The 18,230-nt window shown below is 34.5% G+C and carries 18 protein-coding genes; 11 read left to right on the top strand and 7 right to left on the bottom strand.

Annotation, left to right across the window (positions count from 1 at the left end; all coding sequences use genetic code 11):
- Positions 1–154: 154 nt before the first annotated feature.
- Positions 155–628, top strand: a complete 474-nt coding sequence (locus RC62_RS18485) for a DUF6934 family protein (RefSeq protein WP_055097782.1) — start codon at positions 155–157, stop codon at positions 626–628.
- A gap of 2 nt (positions 629–630) precedes the next feature.
- Positions 631–795, top strand: coding sequence for a hypothetical protein (locus tag RC62_RS22930; RefSeq protein ID WP_157472577.1), 165 nt, complete (start codon positions 631–633; stop codon positions 793–795).
- Positions 796–872: 77 nt separating this feature from the next.
- On the opposite strand, the gene RC62_RS18490 is transcribed toward RC62_RS22930, so the two are convergent.
- Complete coding sequence (locus RC62_RS18490) at positions 873–1,454, bottom strand: Crp/Fnr family transcriptional regulator (protein ID WP_055097783.1); 582 nt, start codon at positions 1,452–1,454, stop codon at positions 873–875.
- 57 nt (positions 1,455–1,511) lie between these two features.
- Complete coding sequence (locus RC62_RS18495) at positions 1,512–1,970, bottom strand: peroxiredoxin (protein ID WP_055097784.1); 459 nt, start codon at positions 1,968–1,970, stop codon at positions 1,512–1,514.
- A 238-nt stretch (positions 1,971–2,208) separates the two neighbouring features.
- Here RC62_RS18495 and RC62_RS18500 point away from each other — a divergent pair, with 238 nt between their 5' ends.
- The 3 genes from RC62_RS18500 to RC62_RS18510 are packed head-to-tail and all read left to right on the top strand — an operon-like array spanning position 2,209 to position 4,510.
- Complete coding sequence (locus RC62_RS18500) at positions 2,209–3,045, top strand: sulfite exporter TauE/SafE family protein (RefSeq protein ID WP_055097785.1); 837 nt, start codon at positions 2,209–2,211, stop codon at positions 3,043–3,045.
- A gap of 4 nt (positions 3,046–3,049) precedes the next feature.
- Positions 3,050–3,439 carry a DUF1634 domain-containing protein gene (locus RC62_RS18505; protein WP_055098572.1) on the top strand — a complete coding sequence of 130 codons (390 nt, stop codon included), beginning with the start codon at positions 3,050–3,052 and terminating at the stop codon, positions 3,437–3,439.
- Positions 3,440–3,487: 48 nt separating this feature from the next.
- On the top strand, positions 3,488–4,510 hold the full coding sequence (locus RC62_RS18510) for an LLM class flavin-dependent oxidoreductase (protein ID WP_055098573.1): 1,023 nt from the start codon (positions 3,488–3,490) through the stop codon (positions 4,508–4,510).
- Between the two features lie 218 nt (positions 4,511–4,728).
- On the opposite strand, the gene RC62_RS18515 is transcribed toward RC62_RS18510, so the two are convergent.
- The gene (locus RC62_RS18515; RefSeq protein WP_055097786.1) at positions 4,729–7,167 is read right to left on the bottom strand and encodes a TonB-dependent receptor; all 2,439 of its coding nucleotides are present in this window, start codon (positions 7,165–7,167) and stop codon (positions 4,729–4,731) included.
- Positions 7,168–7,387: 220 nt separating this feature from the next.
- Between RC62_RS18515 and RC62_RS18520 the strand changes: the two genes are divergently transcribed.
- On the top strand, positions 7,388–8,668 hold the full coding sequence (locus RC62_RS18520) for an acetyl-CoA C-acetyltransferase (protein ID WP_055097787.1): 1,281 nt from the start codon (positions 7,388–7,390) through the stop codon (positions 8,666–8,668).
- A gap of 97 nt (positions 8,669–8,765) precedes the next feature.
- Here the strand turns inward: RC62_RS18520 and RC62_RS18525 are convergent, their stop codons facing one another.
- Entirely contained in the window at positions 8,766–9,377 is a 612-nt protein-coding gene (locus RC62_RS18525; protein WP_055097788.1) for an FMN-dependent NADH-azoreductase, read from the bottom strand.
- Positions 9,378–9,534: 157 nt separating this feature from the next.
- Between RC62_RS18525 and RC62_RS18530 the strand changes: the two genes are divergently transcribed.
- On the top strand, positions 9,535–9,897 hold the full coding sequence (locus RC62_RS18530; protein ID WP_055097789.1) for a winged helix-turn-helix transcriptional regulator: 363 nt from the start codon (positions 9,535–9,537) through the stop codon (positions 9,895–9,897).
- Positions 9,898–9,958: 61 nt separating this feature from the next.
- On the top strand, positions 9,959–12,877 hold the full coding sequence (locus RC62_RS18535; protein ID WP_055097790.1) for a PQQ-dependent sugar dehydrogenase: 2,919 nt from the start codon (positions 9,959–9,961) through the stop codon (positions 12,875–12,877).
- Positions 12,878–13,013: 136 nt separating this feature from the next.
- Here RC62_RS18535 and RC62_RS18540 read toward each other — a convergent pair whose 3' ends face one another.
- The 3 genes from RC62_RS18540 to RC62_RS18550 form a co-directional block, all read right to left on the bottom strand.
- A complete protein-coding gene (locus RC62_RS18540; RefSeq protein ID WP_055097791.1) occupies positions 13,014–14,342 on the bottom strand; it encodes a S41 family peptidase in 1,329 nt (442 codons plus the stop codon).
- Positions 14,343–14,345: 3 nt separating this feature from the next.
- A complete protein-coding gene (locus tag RC62_RS18545) occupies positions 14,346–14,786 on the bottom strand; it encodes a MarR family winged helix-turn-helix transcriptional regulator (protein WP_055097793.1) in 441 nt (146 codons plus the stop codon).
- 202 nt (positions 14,787–14,988) lie between these two features.
- Complete coding sequence (locus RC62_RS18550; RefSeq protein ID WP_055097795.1) at positions 14,989–15,738, bottom strand: 4-hydroxy-tetrahydrodipicolinate reductase; 750 nt, start codon at positions 15,736–15,738, stop codon at positions 14,989–14,991.
- A gap of 529 nt (positions 15,739–16,267) precedes the next feature.
- Between RC62_RS18550 and RC62_RS18555 the strand changes: the two genes are divergently transcribed.
- The 3 genes from RC62_RS18555 (at position 16,268) to RC62_RS18565 (ending at position 18,211) form a co-directional block, all read left to right on the top strand.
- Complete coding sequence (locus RC62_RS18555; protein WP_055097796.1) at positions 16,268–16,699, top strand: DUF1810 domain-containing protein; 432 nt, start codon at positions 16,268–16,270, stop codon at positions 16,697–16,699.
- 145 nt (positions 16,700–16,844) lie between these two features.
- A complete protein-coding gene (locus RC62_RS18560; protein WP_055097797.1) occupies positions 16,845–17,195 on the top strand; it encodes a hypothetical protein in 351 nt (116 codons plus the stop codon).
- Between the two features lie 320 nt (positions 17,196–17,515).
- Positions 17,516–18,211: an ABC transporter ATP-binding protein gene (locus RC62_RS18565; RefSeq protein WP_055097798.1), complete on the top strand. Its 696-nt coding sequence runs from the start codon at positions 17,516–17,518 to the stop codon at positions 18,209–18,211.
- Positions 18,212–18,230 lie beyond the last annotated feature (19 nt).

The following is an 18,230-nucleotide window of genomic DNA, read 5'->3' on the forward strand; positions in this document are numbered from 1 at the left end:
TCTGTCGCAAAGACTAAAAAATAGATTATTAATACTGTAATACAGCTTTATTATATAAACTCTATCATTTTCATATGATGGAGTTTTTTATTTTAAATAAAAAAAACAGATTTATCCTACTAAAAAATGTATTTTTACTGATAAATTTTAATCAATGGATTACCCTAAATATGATTTAAAAGTCAGTTCAAATTCTACTATTTTTGAATTTATAAGTTCAGGAAAACAAGGAAACATTAATAAAGTAATAAAATATACTTTAATGCAAAATCCCGAAATTGTAAATCTTGGTTTTGGAGATAAAATTAATATTAATGAGAGTAAAGGAACATTTGATATTGATGATGTTAATACAACCAATAATGGGGATCGTAATATTATACTAGCAACTGTTGCAAATGCAACTTATATTTATACTGAAATTTATCCTGATAAATTTATATTTTTCTCAGGTAGTTGCAAGATTAGAACCAGATTATATAGAATTCTAATTTCGAGTAATTATAATGAATTAGTAAAAACTTTCTTTATCTTTGGTATATTACAAAATCCTATTACAGGAAAATATTATAATGTATCTTTTAGAAATGACACAAATTTTATTGGATTTTTAATTAAAAGAAAATAATCATGAAAAATTTAGATAAAAAAATAGTGATAAATAAAAATCCTTCAAAGATTAACTCTACTGTCTCTATTGATAAAAAATTGGACAAGATTAAAAACGTAAATTTTGTTTCAAATAAAATAGAAGAAGTTAACAAGGTTATAAATAAATTAGAATTAACTTTCTGAAATGACTTATAAATATATGGAGTTTTACTACTCCTTTTTATTTTCCATTTTATAAATTTTACAGCCAAATTATAAATCTAACCTAATCTTTTTCTAATCCTGCTCAATGACTGACTAGTAATTCCCAAATAAGAAGCGATATGATATAAAGCAATCCTATTTAGAATTTCGGGTTGTTCAGTTTGCAATTTGGTATAACGCTGTTCTACTGTATTAAAAAGAAGTGCTTCCATTCTGGATTGAGCGTAGATAAAAAATAATTCTGCCAAAACCCTTCCAGTATTTGCCCAACCTTTATTGACATCATATAAATTCTGAAGATCCTTGTATTTTATAGCATACAACTCTGCATCTTCCAGCGCTTCGACATAATAAACGCAAGGATATTGATAAACAAAACTGGCAAAAGAAACGATAAATTGCCCTTCTGAAAAGAAAAACATATTTCGATCCTCCATTGCTTTTTCATCATAATAATAGATTCTAAAAATACCTTTTCGTATAAAACCAAGATCAGAACATACGAAATTTTGCATATTAAAAAATTCTCCTTTTTTAATTGTTCTGGTATACCAATATTGATTTCCCTTATCAAAATCTACTGTAGAAAGATTGGAGAAATTATGCAAAAAATCAAATAATACTTTTTTATCATCCATATATAAACAGGTAAACCCAGCTTTAGTAAACCGGGTTTAAAAGTATGAAATAAAGTATTACTTTGCTTGTTTTAAAAAATCCAATACTTCTTTTGCATGTGCAGCACCTTTAAAAAAATCCCTGAATTTATAGATTACAATTCCTTCGTTGTTTACAACAAAAGTTTCTCTACCGGTTAAAAACAATGCTTTTTTTACTCCAAATTGCCTGATGACCTTATTTCCGGGATCACTTAATAATTTAAAAGGCAATCTGTTTTTTTCGGCAAAATTTTTATGGCTTTCTATACTTCCTGCATTAATTCCTAAAACCTGTATGCCGGCATCTGTAAAATCCTGATAACGGTCTCGAAAAGCACAAGCTTCTTTTGTACAAACGCCACTTTCATCCTTTGGATAAAAATAAATCACTGTTGTAGTACCTAAAGTATCTGTACTGCTGTTAAAATTATTTCCGTTTTGATCCTGAAGGGTAAAATATGGTATTTTATCTCCTACTTTTAATTCGTTTATCATTTTAGTTTAAATTTTATAGTGCAAATTTGATCCGAAATAAAACTGACCGAATTAACTTAAGTTAATTAATATTCAAAAAAAGCAATTTTACAAAATACAAACGCTTCTATCATACTGGTTTTAAAAGTCTTATTTTGGTTTAAAAATGGCTCCTCTCATTTTTAAGGTATTATTAAGGTCGTAATTTTTCCGGAAACTAATATCAATTCGTAAATTAGCCACAATAAAATTTATCCGAATGACAGTACTTACATTTACCCTGATTATGATTCTTGGTGCTTTTTTAGCAGGTTTTATTGGTTCATTATCAGGCTTGGGTGGCGGAATTATCATAATTCCCCTTTTAACAGTCATTCTTGGCGTTGATATTCATTATGCAATTGGTGCGGCTTTAGTTTCTGTAATTGCAACCTCATCAGGTTCTGCCGCTGCTTATGTCAGGGAAGGAATTACCAATATGAGATTGGGAATTTTTCTTGAGATTGCCACAACAATCGGTGCGGTTTGCGGAGCTTTACTTTCTACCATTGCTCCTACTTCATTTATTGCCATATTATTTGGACTTACCTTGATTTTCTCTGCTATTAATTCACTTCGAAAAAAGCAAGAACATATTGTTTTAGAATCAAGTCCCTTGGCTAAAAAACTAAGACTAGAAGGAACTTATCCTTCGCACGACGGTCAAGTAATTAAATACGGAACCAAAAATGTGGTTGGCGGTTTTGGTATGATGGGAATTGCCGGTATGATGTCCGGATTATTAGGGATTGGTTCCGGTGCTTTTAAAGTAATTGCAATGGATAATATCATGAGAATTCCGTTTAAAGTTTCTACCACAACTAGTAATTTTATGATGGGTGTTACCGCAATGGCCAGTTCTGTAATCTACATTCAAAAAGGATATATTGAACCCGGTATTTGTATGCCTGTTGTCATTGGCGTTTTGTTTGGTGCTATGGCCGGAGCGAAAGTCCTGGTAAAAACCGATCCTAAAAAACTAAGAATCTTTTTTGCGTGCCTGATTTTTGTGCTTGCATTAAACATGATATACAACGGACTTAATGGAAAAATCTAAGGTTATGCAACACGAAAAATTTGGAGAGAAAGATTTTCAATTCATTATTGGTAATTTATTGCGCTACGGTGTCTGGATTTCATTATCTGTAGCTTTTATTGGCGGAATTGTTTATTTAATGGGACATAGCACTGATATAGAGAACTACTCTGTATTTCATGAAAATGACCGAAATATTTTTGAAGTAATTTCGTCAATCTACAATGGGGCAATTCAGGGAAAAGGAGAATCACTGATATTCGTTGGGATTATCCTGCTTTTTCTAACGCCTGTATTGCGTGTTTTACTATCACTGTTTTCTTTTCTTCTCGAAAAAGATTATCTGTATGTAGTGATCACACTAATCGTAATTTTAATAATTCTGATCAGTGTTTCCTTTGGATTTTCACATTAAAGCAGATTGTTTACATCAATAAAAGATTAATTTAAAAGAACTACTATGATAGAAATAGGAATAGACAGTTTTGCTTCGGCAATGTACGGAGACAATAATACTTTGAGCAGTGTCGATGCTATGGAACAATTACTGCAAAGAATCGAACTGGCAGATCAGGCGGGACTTGACGTTTTTGGAATTGGAGAACACCACAAGAAAGAGTTTCTGGATTCGGCTACAGCTGTAATATTAGGCGCAGCAGCAGCAAGAACAAGCCGCATAAGATTAGCAAGTGCCGTATCAGTTCTTAGCGCTGCTGATCCGGTTCGATTGTATCAAAACTTTGCAACCTTAGATTTAATATCAAAAGGAAGAGCTGAAATTGTCGTGGGTCGTGGATCAGCGATTGAAGCCTATCCCCTTTTTGGATTTAGCCTAAACGATTACGACGCACTTTTTAGTGAAAAATTAGATCTTTTACTTCAAATTAGAGATAACGAATTTATAACGTGGTCGGGGAAATTTCGCCCTGCATTAAATAATCTTCCAATTTATCCCAGGGCTTTACAGGAAAAACTGCCAATTTGGTTAGGCGTTGGTGGAACTCCTGAATCTTTTATCAGAGCAGGATCTTTAGGATTACCCTTAATGGTTGCGGTTATTGGAGGGCAAACGCATCGTTTTCGTCCACTGGTAGATTTGTATCGTGAAGCCGGAAAAGCTGCAGGTTACAAACCAGAAGAACTTAAAGTAGGTTTGCATTCCCCAGGGTTTGTTGGCAGTACAACTGCAAAAGCAATCGAGGAATATTATCCCGGTTATGCTGAGCTTTGGACAAAATTAGGAAGAGAACGCGGTTGGCCGCCTGTAACAAAAGACAAATTTGATGGGCTTATTGATGATCAGGGTGTATTAGTTGTTGGTGATCCTGAACGTATTGCCGAGAAAATTTTACGCCACAGCGAATCACTGGGAGGGATTTCGAGATTTACTTTCCAGATGGATAATGCAGGACTTACACATACACAATTAATGAATGCTATAGAACTTATAGGTTCAAAAGTGATTCCTTTAATTAAAAAAGCATAATTTTTTTGCTCACATATAGCACAGATTCAGGTGTTTTCGCTGGTTTACTTTATTAATAGAGTTTTTTTGCCACAAATTAAAATGATTTTTTAATCACTTTCTCTTAGAAAAAAACCAGCGAAAACCCTTTGAATCAGTGAAAATCTATAATAAACAAAAAGCATCCGCCAAATGACGGATGCTTTTTTATGTAAACTCTTCTCAAAGGAGAAATATTCTTAGAATTTATATGTTACACCAACCCTAAAATTTACAGGCTGTTCAGTTTGCCAGTAATACGCATTAAGATAAGAGTAATAAGAACCGCTGTAAAGATATTCATTAAGAATATTGTAAACGTTTGCAGTGATTTTGAACTTTTTGGCATCATAAGATAGCCCTCCATCCATTTTAAAATAATTTGGAAGTTTTTCCAGCCCCACACTCCATGTATCTGTTAAACGTCCTGCAAGATAAGTTCCTCCTAAAGAAGCTCCAAAACCTTTAAAAGTCCCGTATTGAACGGTATAGTTTAACCATGCATTTGCTGTATGTTTTGAATATCCGGGAACAATATCTCCCACTGCAATGCCAGGAATAGTTCCGTTTAATTTCAATACAACAGATTCTGTGAAGGCGTAATTTGCCACAACATTAAAACCATCAAAGATTTTTCCTCTTAAATCAAATTCAGCACCTCTTGCTCTTTTTTCTCCCAAAACAATACTGTATTGTTCTCCTGGTGTATTAGCTGGATCAGATGCCAGTTCATTTTGTTTTAAGATACTGTAAGCAGATAATGTAGTACTCCAAGATCCATCAAACCAGTCTTTTTTAATACCAATTTCAGTATTGCTTCCTGTAAGGGGTTTTACTTTATCTCCATTTTTTATAATACCGGATTGTGGTATAAAAGCCTGATCGTATAATCCGTAAAGTGCTAAGCTTTCAGTAATAGAGTAACTTATACCTACACGCGGCGTAATATGACTGTCAGCAATTGGAGCTCCGCCCCAGCTGGCATTACTAATCCATGTATATCTTCCTGCAAGGGTTACTCTAAGCTTATTTTCAAAAAATCCAAGTTCATCCTGAACATATCCGGCTGCATAGTTTGTAGTCATTAAACCACCTGCAGTTGCAGCTCTTATGGAAAGAGGTGTTGTATGGTCGAAAGCAGGAAAACCGTTAGATGGCGTACCATAATTTGGATTGTAAACATTAAACGGATTATCCACAGTATCAAGATCGTGAGATTGTCCCCAATCTGCCGCATAATCTTTACTTGCCAAATCTACACCAGCTAATATTTTATGGGTAACTGATCCGGTAGTGAATTTTCCGTTCAAAAATATCTGACCTAAATACATATTACTTTCTGCATCCCAAATACCAACGTTTCTGATAATTTCACCTTTTTCAAGTGTACCTTCCGGCACTCCGTCAAAATCCCTGTCTACAGGTCCTGGTCCAACAACGCCCGGCCATGAGCTATAACCTTGTTGTATGTATTTAAAATATGAAGTTTGAGCGGTCAATTTCCAGCGGTCATCAAACTTGTGTTCAAACATTAAATATCCGCTATGATCCTGAATATTGGTATCAGGTAATCCCGGTTGTGTCATTGTAAATCCAACTGGCAAAGTTGCATATCCTTCAGATTCCGGACCAAATACGTAGTAAGATCCAACTTCAGTCATATTAGCATACTGAAAATTATATTCAGCTGTAATTTTAGTTTTATCATCAATCTGGTAGCTGATAACCGGTGCAATTACGTAGCGGTCATTGTGCTCAAACGGACGATGAGAACCTTTTTTTTGTGCAGCAGCATTAAAACGGTATAATAATTTTCCCTTTTTATCTAATTTTCCGTCTAAGTCAACACTTGCTCTGTAAAAATCATAGCTTCCTGCCATAACATTCACTTCACCTTTTGTAATTCCAGTTGGTTTTTTAGTCACTACATTATAAAGTCCGCTTGGATCACCGCTGGAAAGCATGAATCCTGCCGGTCCTTTTACAAACTCAATATGATCGACAAAACTCATATCTTCGGTTAATGGTCCCCAGAAAGACGAAACCACATTAAATCCATTACGGAATGCCTGAATTTGAGATCCACGCATTGTAATATTAGTATACAAATCACCCCAGTGTTCTAAACGTACTGCTCCACTCACATTACGGATAACTCCGTCACTCATACTTATAATCTGCTGGTCTTTTAAAGTCTGACCGCTTACAATCTGAATGTTTTGAGGGATTTCAAGTACCGGAGTCTGAAGACGCAATGACATTGAAGGTTTGTCTTGCTTGTATTTATTTTTTGTAATAACTACTTCATCAAGATCTTCCTGACTTTCAGAAAGCATAAAATTTTTAGTCGTAGTTTGTCTTGCAGTAACTATAATCTGATCTTCGATTGAATGTATTCCTACAGCATGAATACTAATAGTATAACTTGCAGGTTTTACATTTTTAATTTCGTATTGTCCTTTTTCATTGGTAACGGCACTATACTTTGTTCCTCTTAGAACTACTGAAACATTCTCTGCAGGAACATTGCCGCTCAAGGAAACTTTTCCTGTTACTTTTCCTGATTCCTGACCTATCATGGTTAATGAGGTCAAAAACATCAGGCAAAATAAAGCTTTTTTTATAAACATGATATTCATTATTATTTGGTTTTGATTTCGCTCGCAAAAGTAGTAGCTAAAAATCTGTTTTCCAAATTATTTTTAATCATTCTAAATAAAAATTAAAGCTCATTCTGAATTGTCATAAGAGATTTAAAAAAGTTTACAATATATTATTTGAGAAAATATCCTATTACAAATAAGTCTCCTTATCTTTAAATCCGTTAAAATAAAATTGTCTCTATAAAACCAATCAGATATGAATAATACCACCACAATTAGAAAAGTAGCCATTGTAGGATACAACCGAATCCCGTTTGCAAGAGCTAATACAGCGTACTCCGAAGTTGGAAATCAGGATATGATGACGGCTGCACTTAACGGTCTTATTGATAAATATAATCTGAAAGGAAAATTATTAGGCGAAGTTGTTGGCGGAGCCGTAATCAAACATACTTATGATAATAATTTGATTAGGGAATGCGTCATGAAAACCACTCTTGATCCCGCAACTCCTGCTTGTGATTTACAACAAGCCTGCGATACCGGAATAGAAAGTGCCATTTATATTGCTAATAAAATTGCGCTTGGGCAAATAGAATCCGGAATTGCCGGAGGTGTGGATTCTATTAGTGATATGCCAATTGCCGTAAGCGAAAAACTGAGAAAAATTCTATTGAATGCCAGAAAGGCAAAATCATTAGGCGAAAAAATAAAACTGTTCTTAAAATTACGTCCCAAAGATTTGTCTCCTTTAGTTCCGCGTAACGAAGAATCGCAAACGGGACTTTCGATGGGCGGACATACTGAAATTACAGCAAAACACTATAAGATATCCCGTGAAGATCAGGATAATCTCGCGCTTAAAAGTCATTTGAATATGGCAAAAGCATACGATGAAGGTTTTTTTGATGATATGATTACGCCTTTTAACGGACTTGAAAAAGACAATAACCTTAGAAAAGACAGTACAATCGAAAAACTGGCAAAACTTAATCCTGCCTTTGATAAAGTAAACGGAACACTTACCGCCGGAAATTCTACTCCGCTGACTGATGGTGCATCCTGCATACTTTTAGCAAGCGAAGAATGGGCTGCATCACAAGGACTTCCTGTTTTGGCTTATATCACTTTTGCCGAAGTTGCAGCTATTGAATATGTAAAAAACCAACAAAATCTATTGTTAGCGCCTTTATTTGCCGCCAGCAAAATGCTTGATAAAGCCGGGTTAACTTTACAGGATTTCGATTATTATGAAATTCATGAAGCTTTTGCTGCACAGGTTTTGGCTACTTTAAAAATTTGGGAAAGCCCGGAATTAAGTGCTCAAATTGGACTAAAGAAAACTTTGGGAGCTATTGACAGAGAAAAATTAAATGTAAAAGGAAGCAGCCTTGCAGCAGCACATCCTTTTGCCGCAACCGGAGGACGAATTATTGGTGTTATGGCAAAACTACTAAATGAAAAAGGCTCAGGACGAGGATTTATCTCGATTTGTGCCGCAGGAGGTCAAGGAGTTACAATGATAATCGAGAAATAAATAACTATGAATACGAAACCCGACAGATTATACCGATGCTTCGGAACTGTCGGGTTTACTTGATACGAAAATGTCCAACTATCGTATTATTTCTATTTTAAAGCGCAAATTCCTTAACGGCAGTCAAAGCTTTTGGCAAAGCATTTTCGGCAAAATCAGGAATTGCAGTTCCTTCTACACGAAAAGTAGTAATATCTGTTATTCCTAAAAAGCCTAAAACGGTGCGCAGATATGTTTCTGAAAAATCATAACTTTTATAAGGTCCTTCAGAAAATATAGCACCGGAGGCAATAGATAAAAATACCTTCTTATTGATTAACAATCCTTTTGGTCCATTCTCATCATAACTAAACGTTTTTCCTGATCTCGCAACCTGATCGATCCAGCCTTTTAATACAGCCGGAATTCCAAAATTATAAAGCGGTACACCAATTATAATAATATCAGCTTCGATAACTTCTTTTGTTGCTTCATCAGAATATTTAAGTGCTTCTTTTTGTGCTTGCGTATGTTGATCTGCAGGAGTATAAAAAGCACTAATATCTACCGCATTCAAATATGGTAAAGGCGTTTTAGAAAGATCAAGCGTTTGTACCTGCGTTTCATGATATTCCGCTTTTATTTTCTCCAGAATAGCATTCGATAATTGGTTACTAAATGAAGCATCACCTTTAATGCTTGTTATTATATTCAGAATCTTTTTGCTCATATTTATTATTGTTTTGTTTATGATACAAACTTATCTACATTTGCTATCTCTTTTATAGTACTATCCTCAAGGATAGCGCTATCCTTGAGGATAGTAACGCATAAAATAAAAACGATACCGGATAAAAGTTTCACAAACCTTAATACCTTTGAAAATTATGAGTGTAAAAACAAAAGAATTAACTTGTGAGCCAGAAGAATGTCTGGCAGCATTGCGTCCGGTTCGAGATGCATTAGAAGTTTTAAGCGGAAGATGGAAATTACCCATATTGATCGCTTTATCAAACCGCCCAAAAAGATTCAAAGAGATTTCAAAAGACATCAACGGAATTACAGATAAAATGCTTTCAAAAGAGCTGAAAGACCTTGAAATAAACAAGCTTGTTACCAGAACTGTTTATGATACTTTCCCCCCAACTGTGGAATATGCTTCTACAGAACATAGCAAATCTTTGTCGGACGTAATCATGGCATTAAAAGACTGGGGAACTTTACATCGCAAAGAAATTATTGGAAATTAGATAATTAGACAGAAAAAGTTTAGATTTGGTTACCCAAATTATAAATTCATTCTGAATAATTATGAAAAAAAACCTACTCTCCTATTTTCAAAAGAGGCAGCAGTTAAAGCATTTATTCTATGCTTTTTTTCTTTTGCTGTCATCTCAGGCAAATTGCCAGTATATTACACAAAACCTTGCTCCTACAGCTGTTATTAAAGAAGGGCTTTCATTAGAACAATCTTCTGACGGACGAATATTTATAGCAGAAAGAGCCGGAATTGTAAAAGTATTTCAAAACAATACCGTTTCAACAGTTTTTACCGTAACCACTGTTACAGACAATGAACAGGGTTTACTTGGATTAACTTTGCATCCTGATTTCGCGACAAATGGCTACATTTATGTGTTTTATTCGATCAATGACGGTGTAATCAGGCATAGAATTGAAAGAATACAAATCGACAATGCCAATCAGGTTGTAAGCAGGCAGGAAATTTTATTATTAGAACCTATTGGCGGCGGTTTTCATAACGGCGGTGATCTAAAATTCTTTAACGGATTTTTATATGTAACCGTTGGAGACAGCCAGCAGAATACAAATTCTCAGAATTTAGATACGTATAAAGGAAAAATCCTTCGTCTTACAGAAGATGGACAGCCTGCGCCCGGAAATCCATTCTACGGAACTGGTTCTATACAAAGACAAAGCATATGGGTATATGGTTTTAGAAATCCGTGGAGGCTTGTAGCCAATAAAACAGCCAATAAATTATTTGTTCTGGATGTTGGAACTTCATGGGAAGAAATCAATGAAATCAGCAATCCTGCGATTCGCAATTATGCCTGGGGACATCCTCAGGGCGGCGACGGGAAACAAACCGAAACTGATTTGTTTACCAATCCCATATTTACTTATGCAACCGGAAGTATTGGAAACGCTTTAACAAACGGGGTTCTTTATAACCCAACTACATCTCGATATCCTAATCTCGAAGGCAAATTTATCATTAAAGATTTTGTTCGAAATGAAATCCGTTCTTTTGATCCCAATATTGCTGATCCTGTCTCAACCGAATTTTATTCAGCTCCGCAGCAACAGGCGCTCGGTATGATGTTAGGCAATGATGGCTATATTTATTATTGTGCTTATGGCAATAACGGTGCTTTAATTAAACTCGATTATATTGCCACAGCAGCTCCAACGATAGTAAATCATCCCATTTCTCAGTCTATCATGCAAACTACTCCCGTAACCTTTACAGTTTCGGCAAGTGGTGTAGGACTTAGTTACCAATGGCAATTTAATACTGTAAATATTCCCGGAGCAAACGCAGTAAGTTATACTATACCAAGCGTTATGCCTGCAAATGCGGGTGCTTACAGGGTTATTGTGACCAATACTGCCGGTGATGCCACCAGTAATGCTGCAACTTTAACTGTTACACCTTTTAGCAATGCACCAACTGTTACGATAGTTTCACCATTACCAACTTTAAAATGGAATGCTGATGATGTGATTCATTTTGAAGCCAATGGTACTGATATCGAAGACGGAGCATTACCTGCAAGTGCTTATTCGTGGAATATGGATCTCTTTCACGAAGATATTCCCGGAGCAGGACATTCACATCCCGGTGCAAGTCCGCAAGGCGTGAAATCCGGAAATTTTACAGCTTCTAATCAAGGAGAGAAAACACCAAATGTCTGGTATCGATTTACCGTAAAAGTTACAGACAGCAATGGTTTAACAGGAACTGCATTTGTAGATGTAAAACCAAATCTGGTCGATGTAACCGTAACAAGTTCACCGGCTTTACTGGCTTTAGAATTCAATCAAAAACCGGTTGCCGCGCCATCTACAAAACAAGTAGTCGCCAATGCGGCTTTACAGACTTTAAATGCTCCTACCCCGCAATATATTGAAAATATAAGATATGATTTTGACCATTGGAATCATGGAGGAGCTGCGAATCAGACTTTTAAAGCACCTGCAAACGGTACGATAACCTATACCGCAGTTTATACCGCTACTACATTGCCTAATGCACCCTATTTAGGAGTTGCAGCGCAAATTCCGGGTATTATCGAAGCCGAAAATTATGATGTAGGTCCAAGTGCTTATTTTGATAGCAATGGCGGTGGTGATACTGCCTACAGAGCCGGTGATGGCGTAGGAACCGAAGTTTGTAACGAAGGTGGTTTTAATCTTGCCTACGTTGCTAAAAGCGAATGGCTTAAATACACCACAAAAATTAATACAACAGGCAATTATACGATCAATTTAAGAATTGCATCGCCTTATGCCAATAGAAAGCTACATCTTGAAGTCGATGGTATAAATGCAACCGGAACGGTCAATATACCTAATACAGGAGGTTTTCAGGCCTGGCAAACAACTGCAATTCCTAATATTCCATTAACTGCGGGTACACATGTTATTACTTTATTTTTTGAAGAAAATGATATTAATGTCAATAAAATGGAATTTGTATTAACCGGAAGCACAACAGCTCCAATTGCTGATTATGAAGTAAATACACAAATGGGATGTTTGAACAATGCTGTTACTTTTACCTCTGTTTCAATAGGAACTGTTGATAATTATGTCTGGAATTTTGGCGATGGCGCACAACCCGCAACTGCAACAGGAATTGGTCCGCATAGCGTAATTTATGGTACCGAAGGAACAAAAACCGTTTCATTGACTGTAAGCAACACAATTGGCAATAATAAAAAAGAAACAGCTTACATGATTCATAATTGTACGCTTGGCATCGAAAATCCAAACCAGGAATCAAATAAAATCAGCATTTTTCCTAATCCCTCAACGGGAGTATTTCACTTGTCAAAAGAGTTAGAATGGACTGTTTATTCTCCTTTGGGAATTAAAGTAAAACAAGGATCAGGAAGTTTAATTTCTATTTCAGAACAGCCTTCAGGAATCTATTTTGTAAAAACAAATGCCGGCAGTAAATCCATTTCTATTAGCAAACAGTAATATTTAAAGTGCTGAATGTACTAAAGTATTAATTTTAGAGAATAATAAAACCCTGCATTCCCTAGATTTTGGGATTGTAGGGTTTTATTATTATTGCCCGTCTAAAGTGGCAAAATCAGAGAATTTATCTTTTATTTTATTCTTTTTTATAGAACTTTTCTTGTCCGTCCTGATAAATTCTTTTAATTCCTGTTACGGCATTTTTCTCAGCAATAATTTTTATACGAAAAGTGTCAATTCCATCAATTATGAATAAATCCTGCTCCAGCGGAATCAATAAAAAAGTGGCTATATTATTCCACTTATAATATAAATTACTGCCTTCATACGCCAATTCAGATTTCCCATAATGTCCCTGATATGATTTTAAAATTGTACTGTCGACTTTTACTGTTTTTTGTCTGTTTTTAATAACCGGAATATACCAGTCCAGATTGTTTGATGAATCCGTATTTTTTGATGAAAGCTTTTGTATTGCCAGTAAATGTGCTGTATTTACGGCATCTTCGCTTTTGCATAAAACATCCGGCATAACTCCTTTTCCTTCAAAATCCGTATGGGTTACAGGATCTTTTACTTCACCGAAAGGAATGTTTATAGAAAAACCGTTTGGTAATACCTTTCGATCAATTGGATGCGCGCCTCCGGCAGTTTTTTCACCTACAATTGTGACGCGTTTTAAATTTTGAAGAGAATAACTCATCCATTCAGCAGCAGAAAAAGTAACCGAGCTAGTTAAAATATAAATATCGATATCTTCCAGACGTTTTCCGGGAACAGAAGGCAATAGCCACATTTCTCTATCTATTTTTTTTCTGTTCTTCTCGTAATAATAATATTTATACAACGGTAATTCTTTACCTGAATAAAAATAACTGCTTAGAAATTGTCCCATTTCCATAGCTCCTCCATTATTCTTTCGTAAATCTATGATGAGAGCATCAGTATTGTTTAAAAACTGCATGACAGAAGCTGCTTTTTCACTTGCTATGGCAGGATCTTCAAAATAATCAAATTGCAGATAACCAATATTTCCCTCTAAAATTTGTGTCTTTTGAAACCCGAAATTTTTCTTTTTAGCTTCTGCTAACTCCTCTGCCTTAATTTTTTTGAGTATTTCTTTATCTTCTTTTTTCAGTTGATTTTCTGACCATTCGGGATCATAAATTACTGAAAAATGCAAATCTTTGCTAACCTCTATAAGATCTGCACTTAATTTACTGGCAAATTCATTTGGTTTGACAACGTCTTTATAAAGCCCTTTTTTGTAATTTTCATTCAGTTTCTTTTTAATATCTCCAATAGCATTTGGGCGTATATAGAATTCTTCGAGCTCTTTGGTCAGCGAATCAATAATTTGTTTTTTATTTAATTCAGTAAGAGTAACATCCTTTGCAGCCGGGTCTTTTTGCGAATACGCAACAATTGAAAATGAAAGGAATAGTATAGCTAATAGCTGTTTCATAAGTTATGAAGTTTTACAATTTGTGATTATTTTATTCAGGAGTTTATCAAGCAATTCAATTTCATCAGGAGATAATCCGTCAAGCGCCGTGCTGCGATTGAGTTTAAAAACCGGAGTCAGTGATACAATCGTTTTTTTGCCTTTTTCGGTGATAACAAGTTTAGATTTTCTTTTATCCAAATCATTTATTTCTCTTGAGAGATAGTCTTTTTTAACCATCAATTCTATAATTCTTGTAATCGAAGCATTATCCTTAAAGATTAATTTAGCTATTTCTATTTGAGAAATCTGTACATTATCATTCAGGATAATCAATACTAAACACTGATCAACTGTAATATCACTTACAATCTTCTGGATGTTTTTTTGGCAAATTTTCCTGTATTCCTTGATGGTTTGCTCTATAGTATAGAGAACTGTTCCGGTTGGTGTTTTTTGTTTCATATTTAAATTTTTATCCTGAAATTTATTTGATATATCAAATATAATTATTTATTTGATATATCAAACATTATTTAATTTAAATTTCTGCAAACAATAAACCCGACAGATTTTAAAAACCTGTCGGGTTTGAAATATTGAAGTAAGTTTCTTTTGTAAATGACTTTTTTGAATGTTTTATTTGAGTTTTAAACTAACAATTTATTTAAACAGCAAAATAGGGCGACAATATATCTTCAAAATTGTATAACCCTTTTTGTTTGTGTTCTAAATTTTCAGCAACAAAGACAACTCCGTTTCCAAAAGCTTCTCTTGAAATCGATTCGTGAATCAAGCGAACCGTTTGATACGGAAAGCCAAAAATAACCTCATGTTTACCCACGATTCCTCCTGCCCTGACCGAATTGATATTTTCTTTATCAACATCTAAGGCTTCAGCAATTTTTACCGCTGTTCCGGATGTTCCCTGCTTCATTTTAAAATGTTCTTCATTGACTTCTATATCCACCCAAGGCGCAATTTTCTTTAAAAATTTCGCTGCAAAAAGTAAATAATTTACTCCAAGCGTAATATTTGGGGACCAAAATACGGTGGTTTTATGAGCCAGTTTTTTTAGTAACTGAAGTTCTTTGTCTTTATAATGAGAGATTGCCGAGATTATTTTAATGTTGCGGTTTGCTGCAAGTTCTCCGTAGGTGTAAATGCCTTCATTTGACGAAAAATCAATAATCACATCAACCGGATGTTTGTCCAGTAATTCTTCCATCGTCGTTTTAGAACTCGAATATATTAATCCGGGTTCGTCTGACTGAATTCCAAAAAATTCGGGAACTGATCTATGTTCTAAAACAGTACTTTGTCTTAAAACCCACTCCAAACAAAATTTCTTGTTTTCCAGTAGTATTGATGCTACTGATTTTCCAGTCTTCCCGAATCCGATTAATCCTATTTTCATAATTTATTTTTTTATTGAGCAGAACGCCCGTTAACAGAAATTGACATTTTTTGAAACTAATGCCAAATCAAAAAATTTAATTATTATCTAAGTCGATAATTTAGTTGATTCGTAAAAATAGAAATATTATAACGTAAACGCTTAGTATTGTTGAGATTTGTAACAAAAAAGAGGGTTGTTAACAGGAATAATAATGTGAAAATATAATCTAAAGGAATAAAGATTTTTAGCAAAGTGATAGCGAATTGATGAAGCAAGTCAGAATATAAACTCAAAAATATTTGTCGAATAACTTGTGCAATTTCTGGTTAGGGTCGAAATGATAAAAAAATGCAACTTTGGGAGATTAAATTTTCTCTAATTTTTAATTAATCTTTAAGAATTCAATAATATTTCCGATTAATACTACAGATAATTTCCGCCATAATATATAGAAAAAAATAGACGTAAAAAAAACTTTAGGAATGTACAACTACATTTATTTTCAGTAGATTTACGACCTGATTACCTCAAATAAAATCAGTAAATAATGGCTTACAATAATAAAGAATTGGTTCGTTTTTTAGACGCTCAAAATAAATTATACCTGTCTGCACTTTCAGAAATTAAAAAAGGAAAAAAAGAATCTCCGTGGATGTGGTTTATTTTTCCTCAGATAAAAGGATTAGGATCTTGCGATACCTCAAAATTCTATGAAATAAAAAATGCAGATGAAGCAATAGCCTTTTTAGAACATCCAATTCTGGGAAAACATCTCATCGAAATTACTGCCGAATTAATCAAAACGGATGAAAAAACAGCCGAAGAAATCTTTGGAAATCCGGATAATGAAAAATTACAATCCTGTATGACTTTATTTGCCAGTATTCAAAATACAGAACCTGTTTTTAATGATGTATTGGATAAATATTTTGACGGATCGTCTGATTTTCATACCCTGCAATTGTTGTATAATTTTTAGATTTGCAGAACATATAAAAGTAAAATAATCTTAAAATAATATCCAGCTTTTAATGGATTTATAAATAAGATATCTATATTTGCAACCAAGTTGCATTAGATAAAAACTCACAAAGTCCGCGTAAACAGTAGGATTTTAAACAGAAATGAAAAAGAAAATTATCTTAATTAATCTTTTTATGTCTTTAACCGTATTGTTCGCAATGCTGTTTCAGACCATACATTCCTACGAGCATGTTTACAGGCAATTAACAGAAAAACGTTGTGATCATCAATATGTTGAGGGTCAAAAACAGATTACGCACAGTCATAGTGTTGATACAAACTGCCACGTTTGTCATTTTGCTTTTAGCACATTTATCCCAAACACCTTTCAGGCTTTATTCTTTTATAAAGCAAGTATTGAAACTTCTTCTATTTCTTTTTATACAAAAGATACTTCAAATTTCTTTAAAGGAAGTCTTTTTTCTCTTAGGGCACCTCCTACTTTAATTTAGTTTACTACATTTTATTTTCGAAAATTAAAATTCCCTCTTGCCTATTCTATAATCGGTAAAGGAAATGGATTGCATTTTTTATTTGACGCATTTATTTACAATAAATCGAGTTGAATAAGACAACAATGTTATTCTTATTTTTCGAAAGCCAGTTAATTTCTTTCTATAGAAACCGTAGTAACCATCCTCCTATTCCCGCACTCAACTAAAACTGAGACTGCACTAAGATCCAGACTGTCACTACGACTGAGACTGCGACTGTCACTGCGACTGCGACTGCGACAAAAAACAAATTAAATCACTCCAAATACATAAAAACTATGCTTATAGCTGAAAATCTGACCAAAAAATATGGCGATCATACTGCTTTGAATAAACTGAACCTGACAATTAAAGAAGGTGAAATCTTTGCGCTTTTAGGTCAAAATGGAGCAGGAAAAACGACCACAATTAATCTTTTTCTGGGGTTTATAGAACCAACAGACGGTGAACTGAAAATAAATGATATATCCGTGATTGATAATGCGCAGGAAACCAAAAAATATGTCGCGTATATTCCTGAAACGGTAATGTTATACCCCAATCTGACTGGTTTAGAAAACCTGAAATTCTTCTCGTCTCTTGCCGGATTTAAATATTCTAACGGAGAACTTACCTATTTCCTGACCAAAGCAGGATTGCAAGTTGCTGCACACGATCAAAATCTTGGAGGATATTCTAAAGGAATGCGCCAGAAAGTAGGTATTGCGATCGCCATTGCCAAAAGAGCAAAAGTTCTTTTGCTGGACGAACCTACCAGCGGATTAGATCCAAAAGCATCAAACGAGTTTTCACAAATCCTCAAGGAACTTTCTGCAGACGGAACAGCAATTTTAATGGCAACACACGATATTTTCAGAGCCAGGGAAGTCGCATCTCATATTGGGATTATGAAACAGGGAAATCTGGTTACAGTAATCGAAGCCGATAAAATATCGGCAAATGAACTGGAAGATCTTTATTTACAAACGGTATAAAAGGAAGTATAATTTCCAT

The sequence above is a fragment of the Flavobacterium aquidurense genome (assembly GCF_001404985.1).
Taxonomy (GTDB): Bacteria; Bacteroidota; Bacteroidia; order Flavobacteriales; family Flavobacteriaceae; genus Flavobacterium; species Flavobacterium aquidurense_B.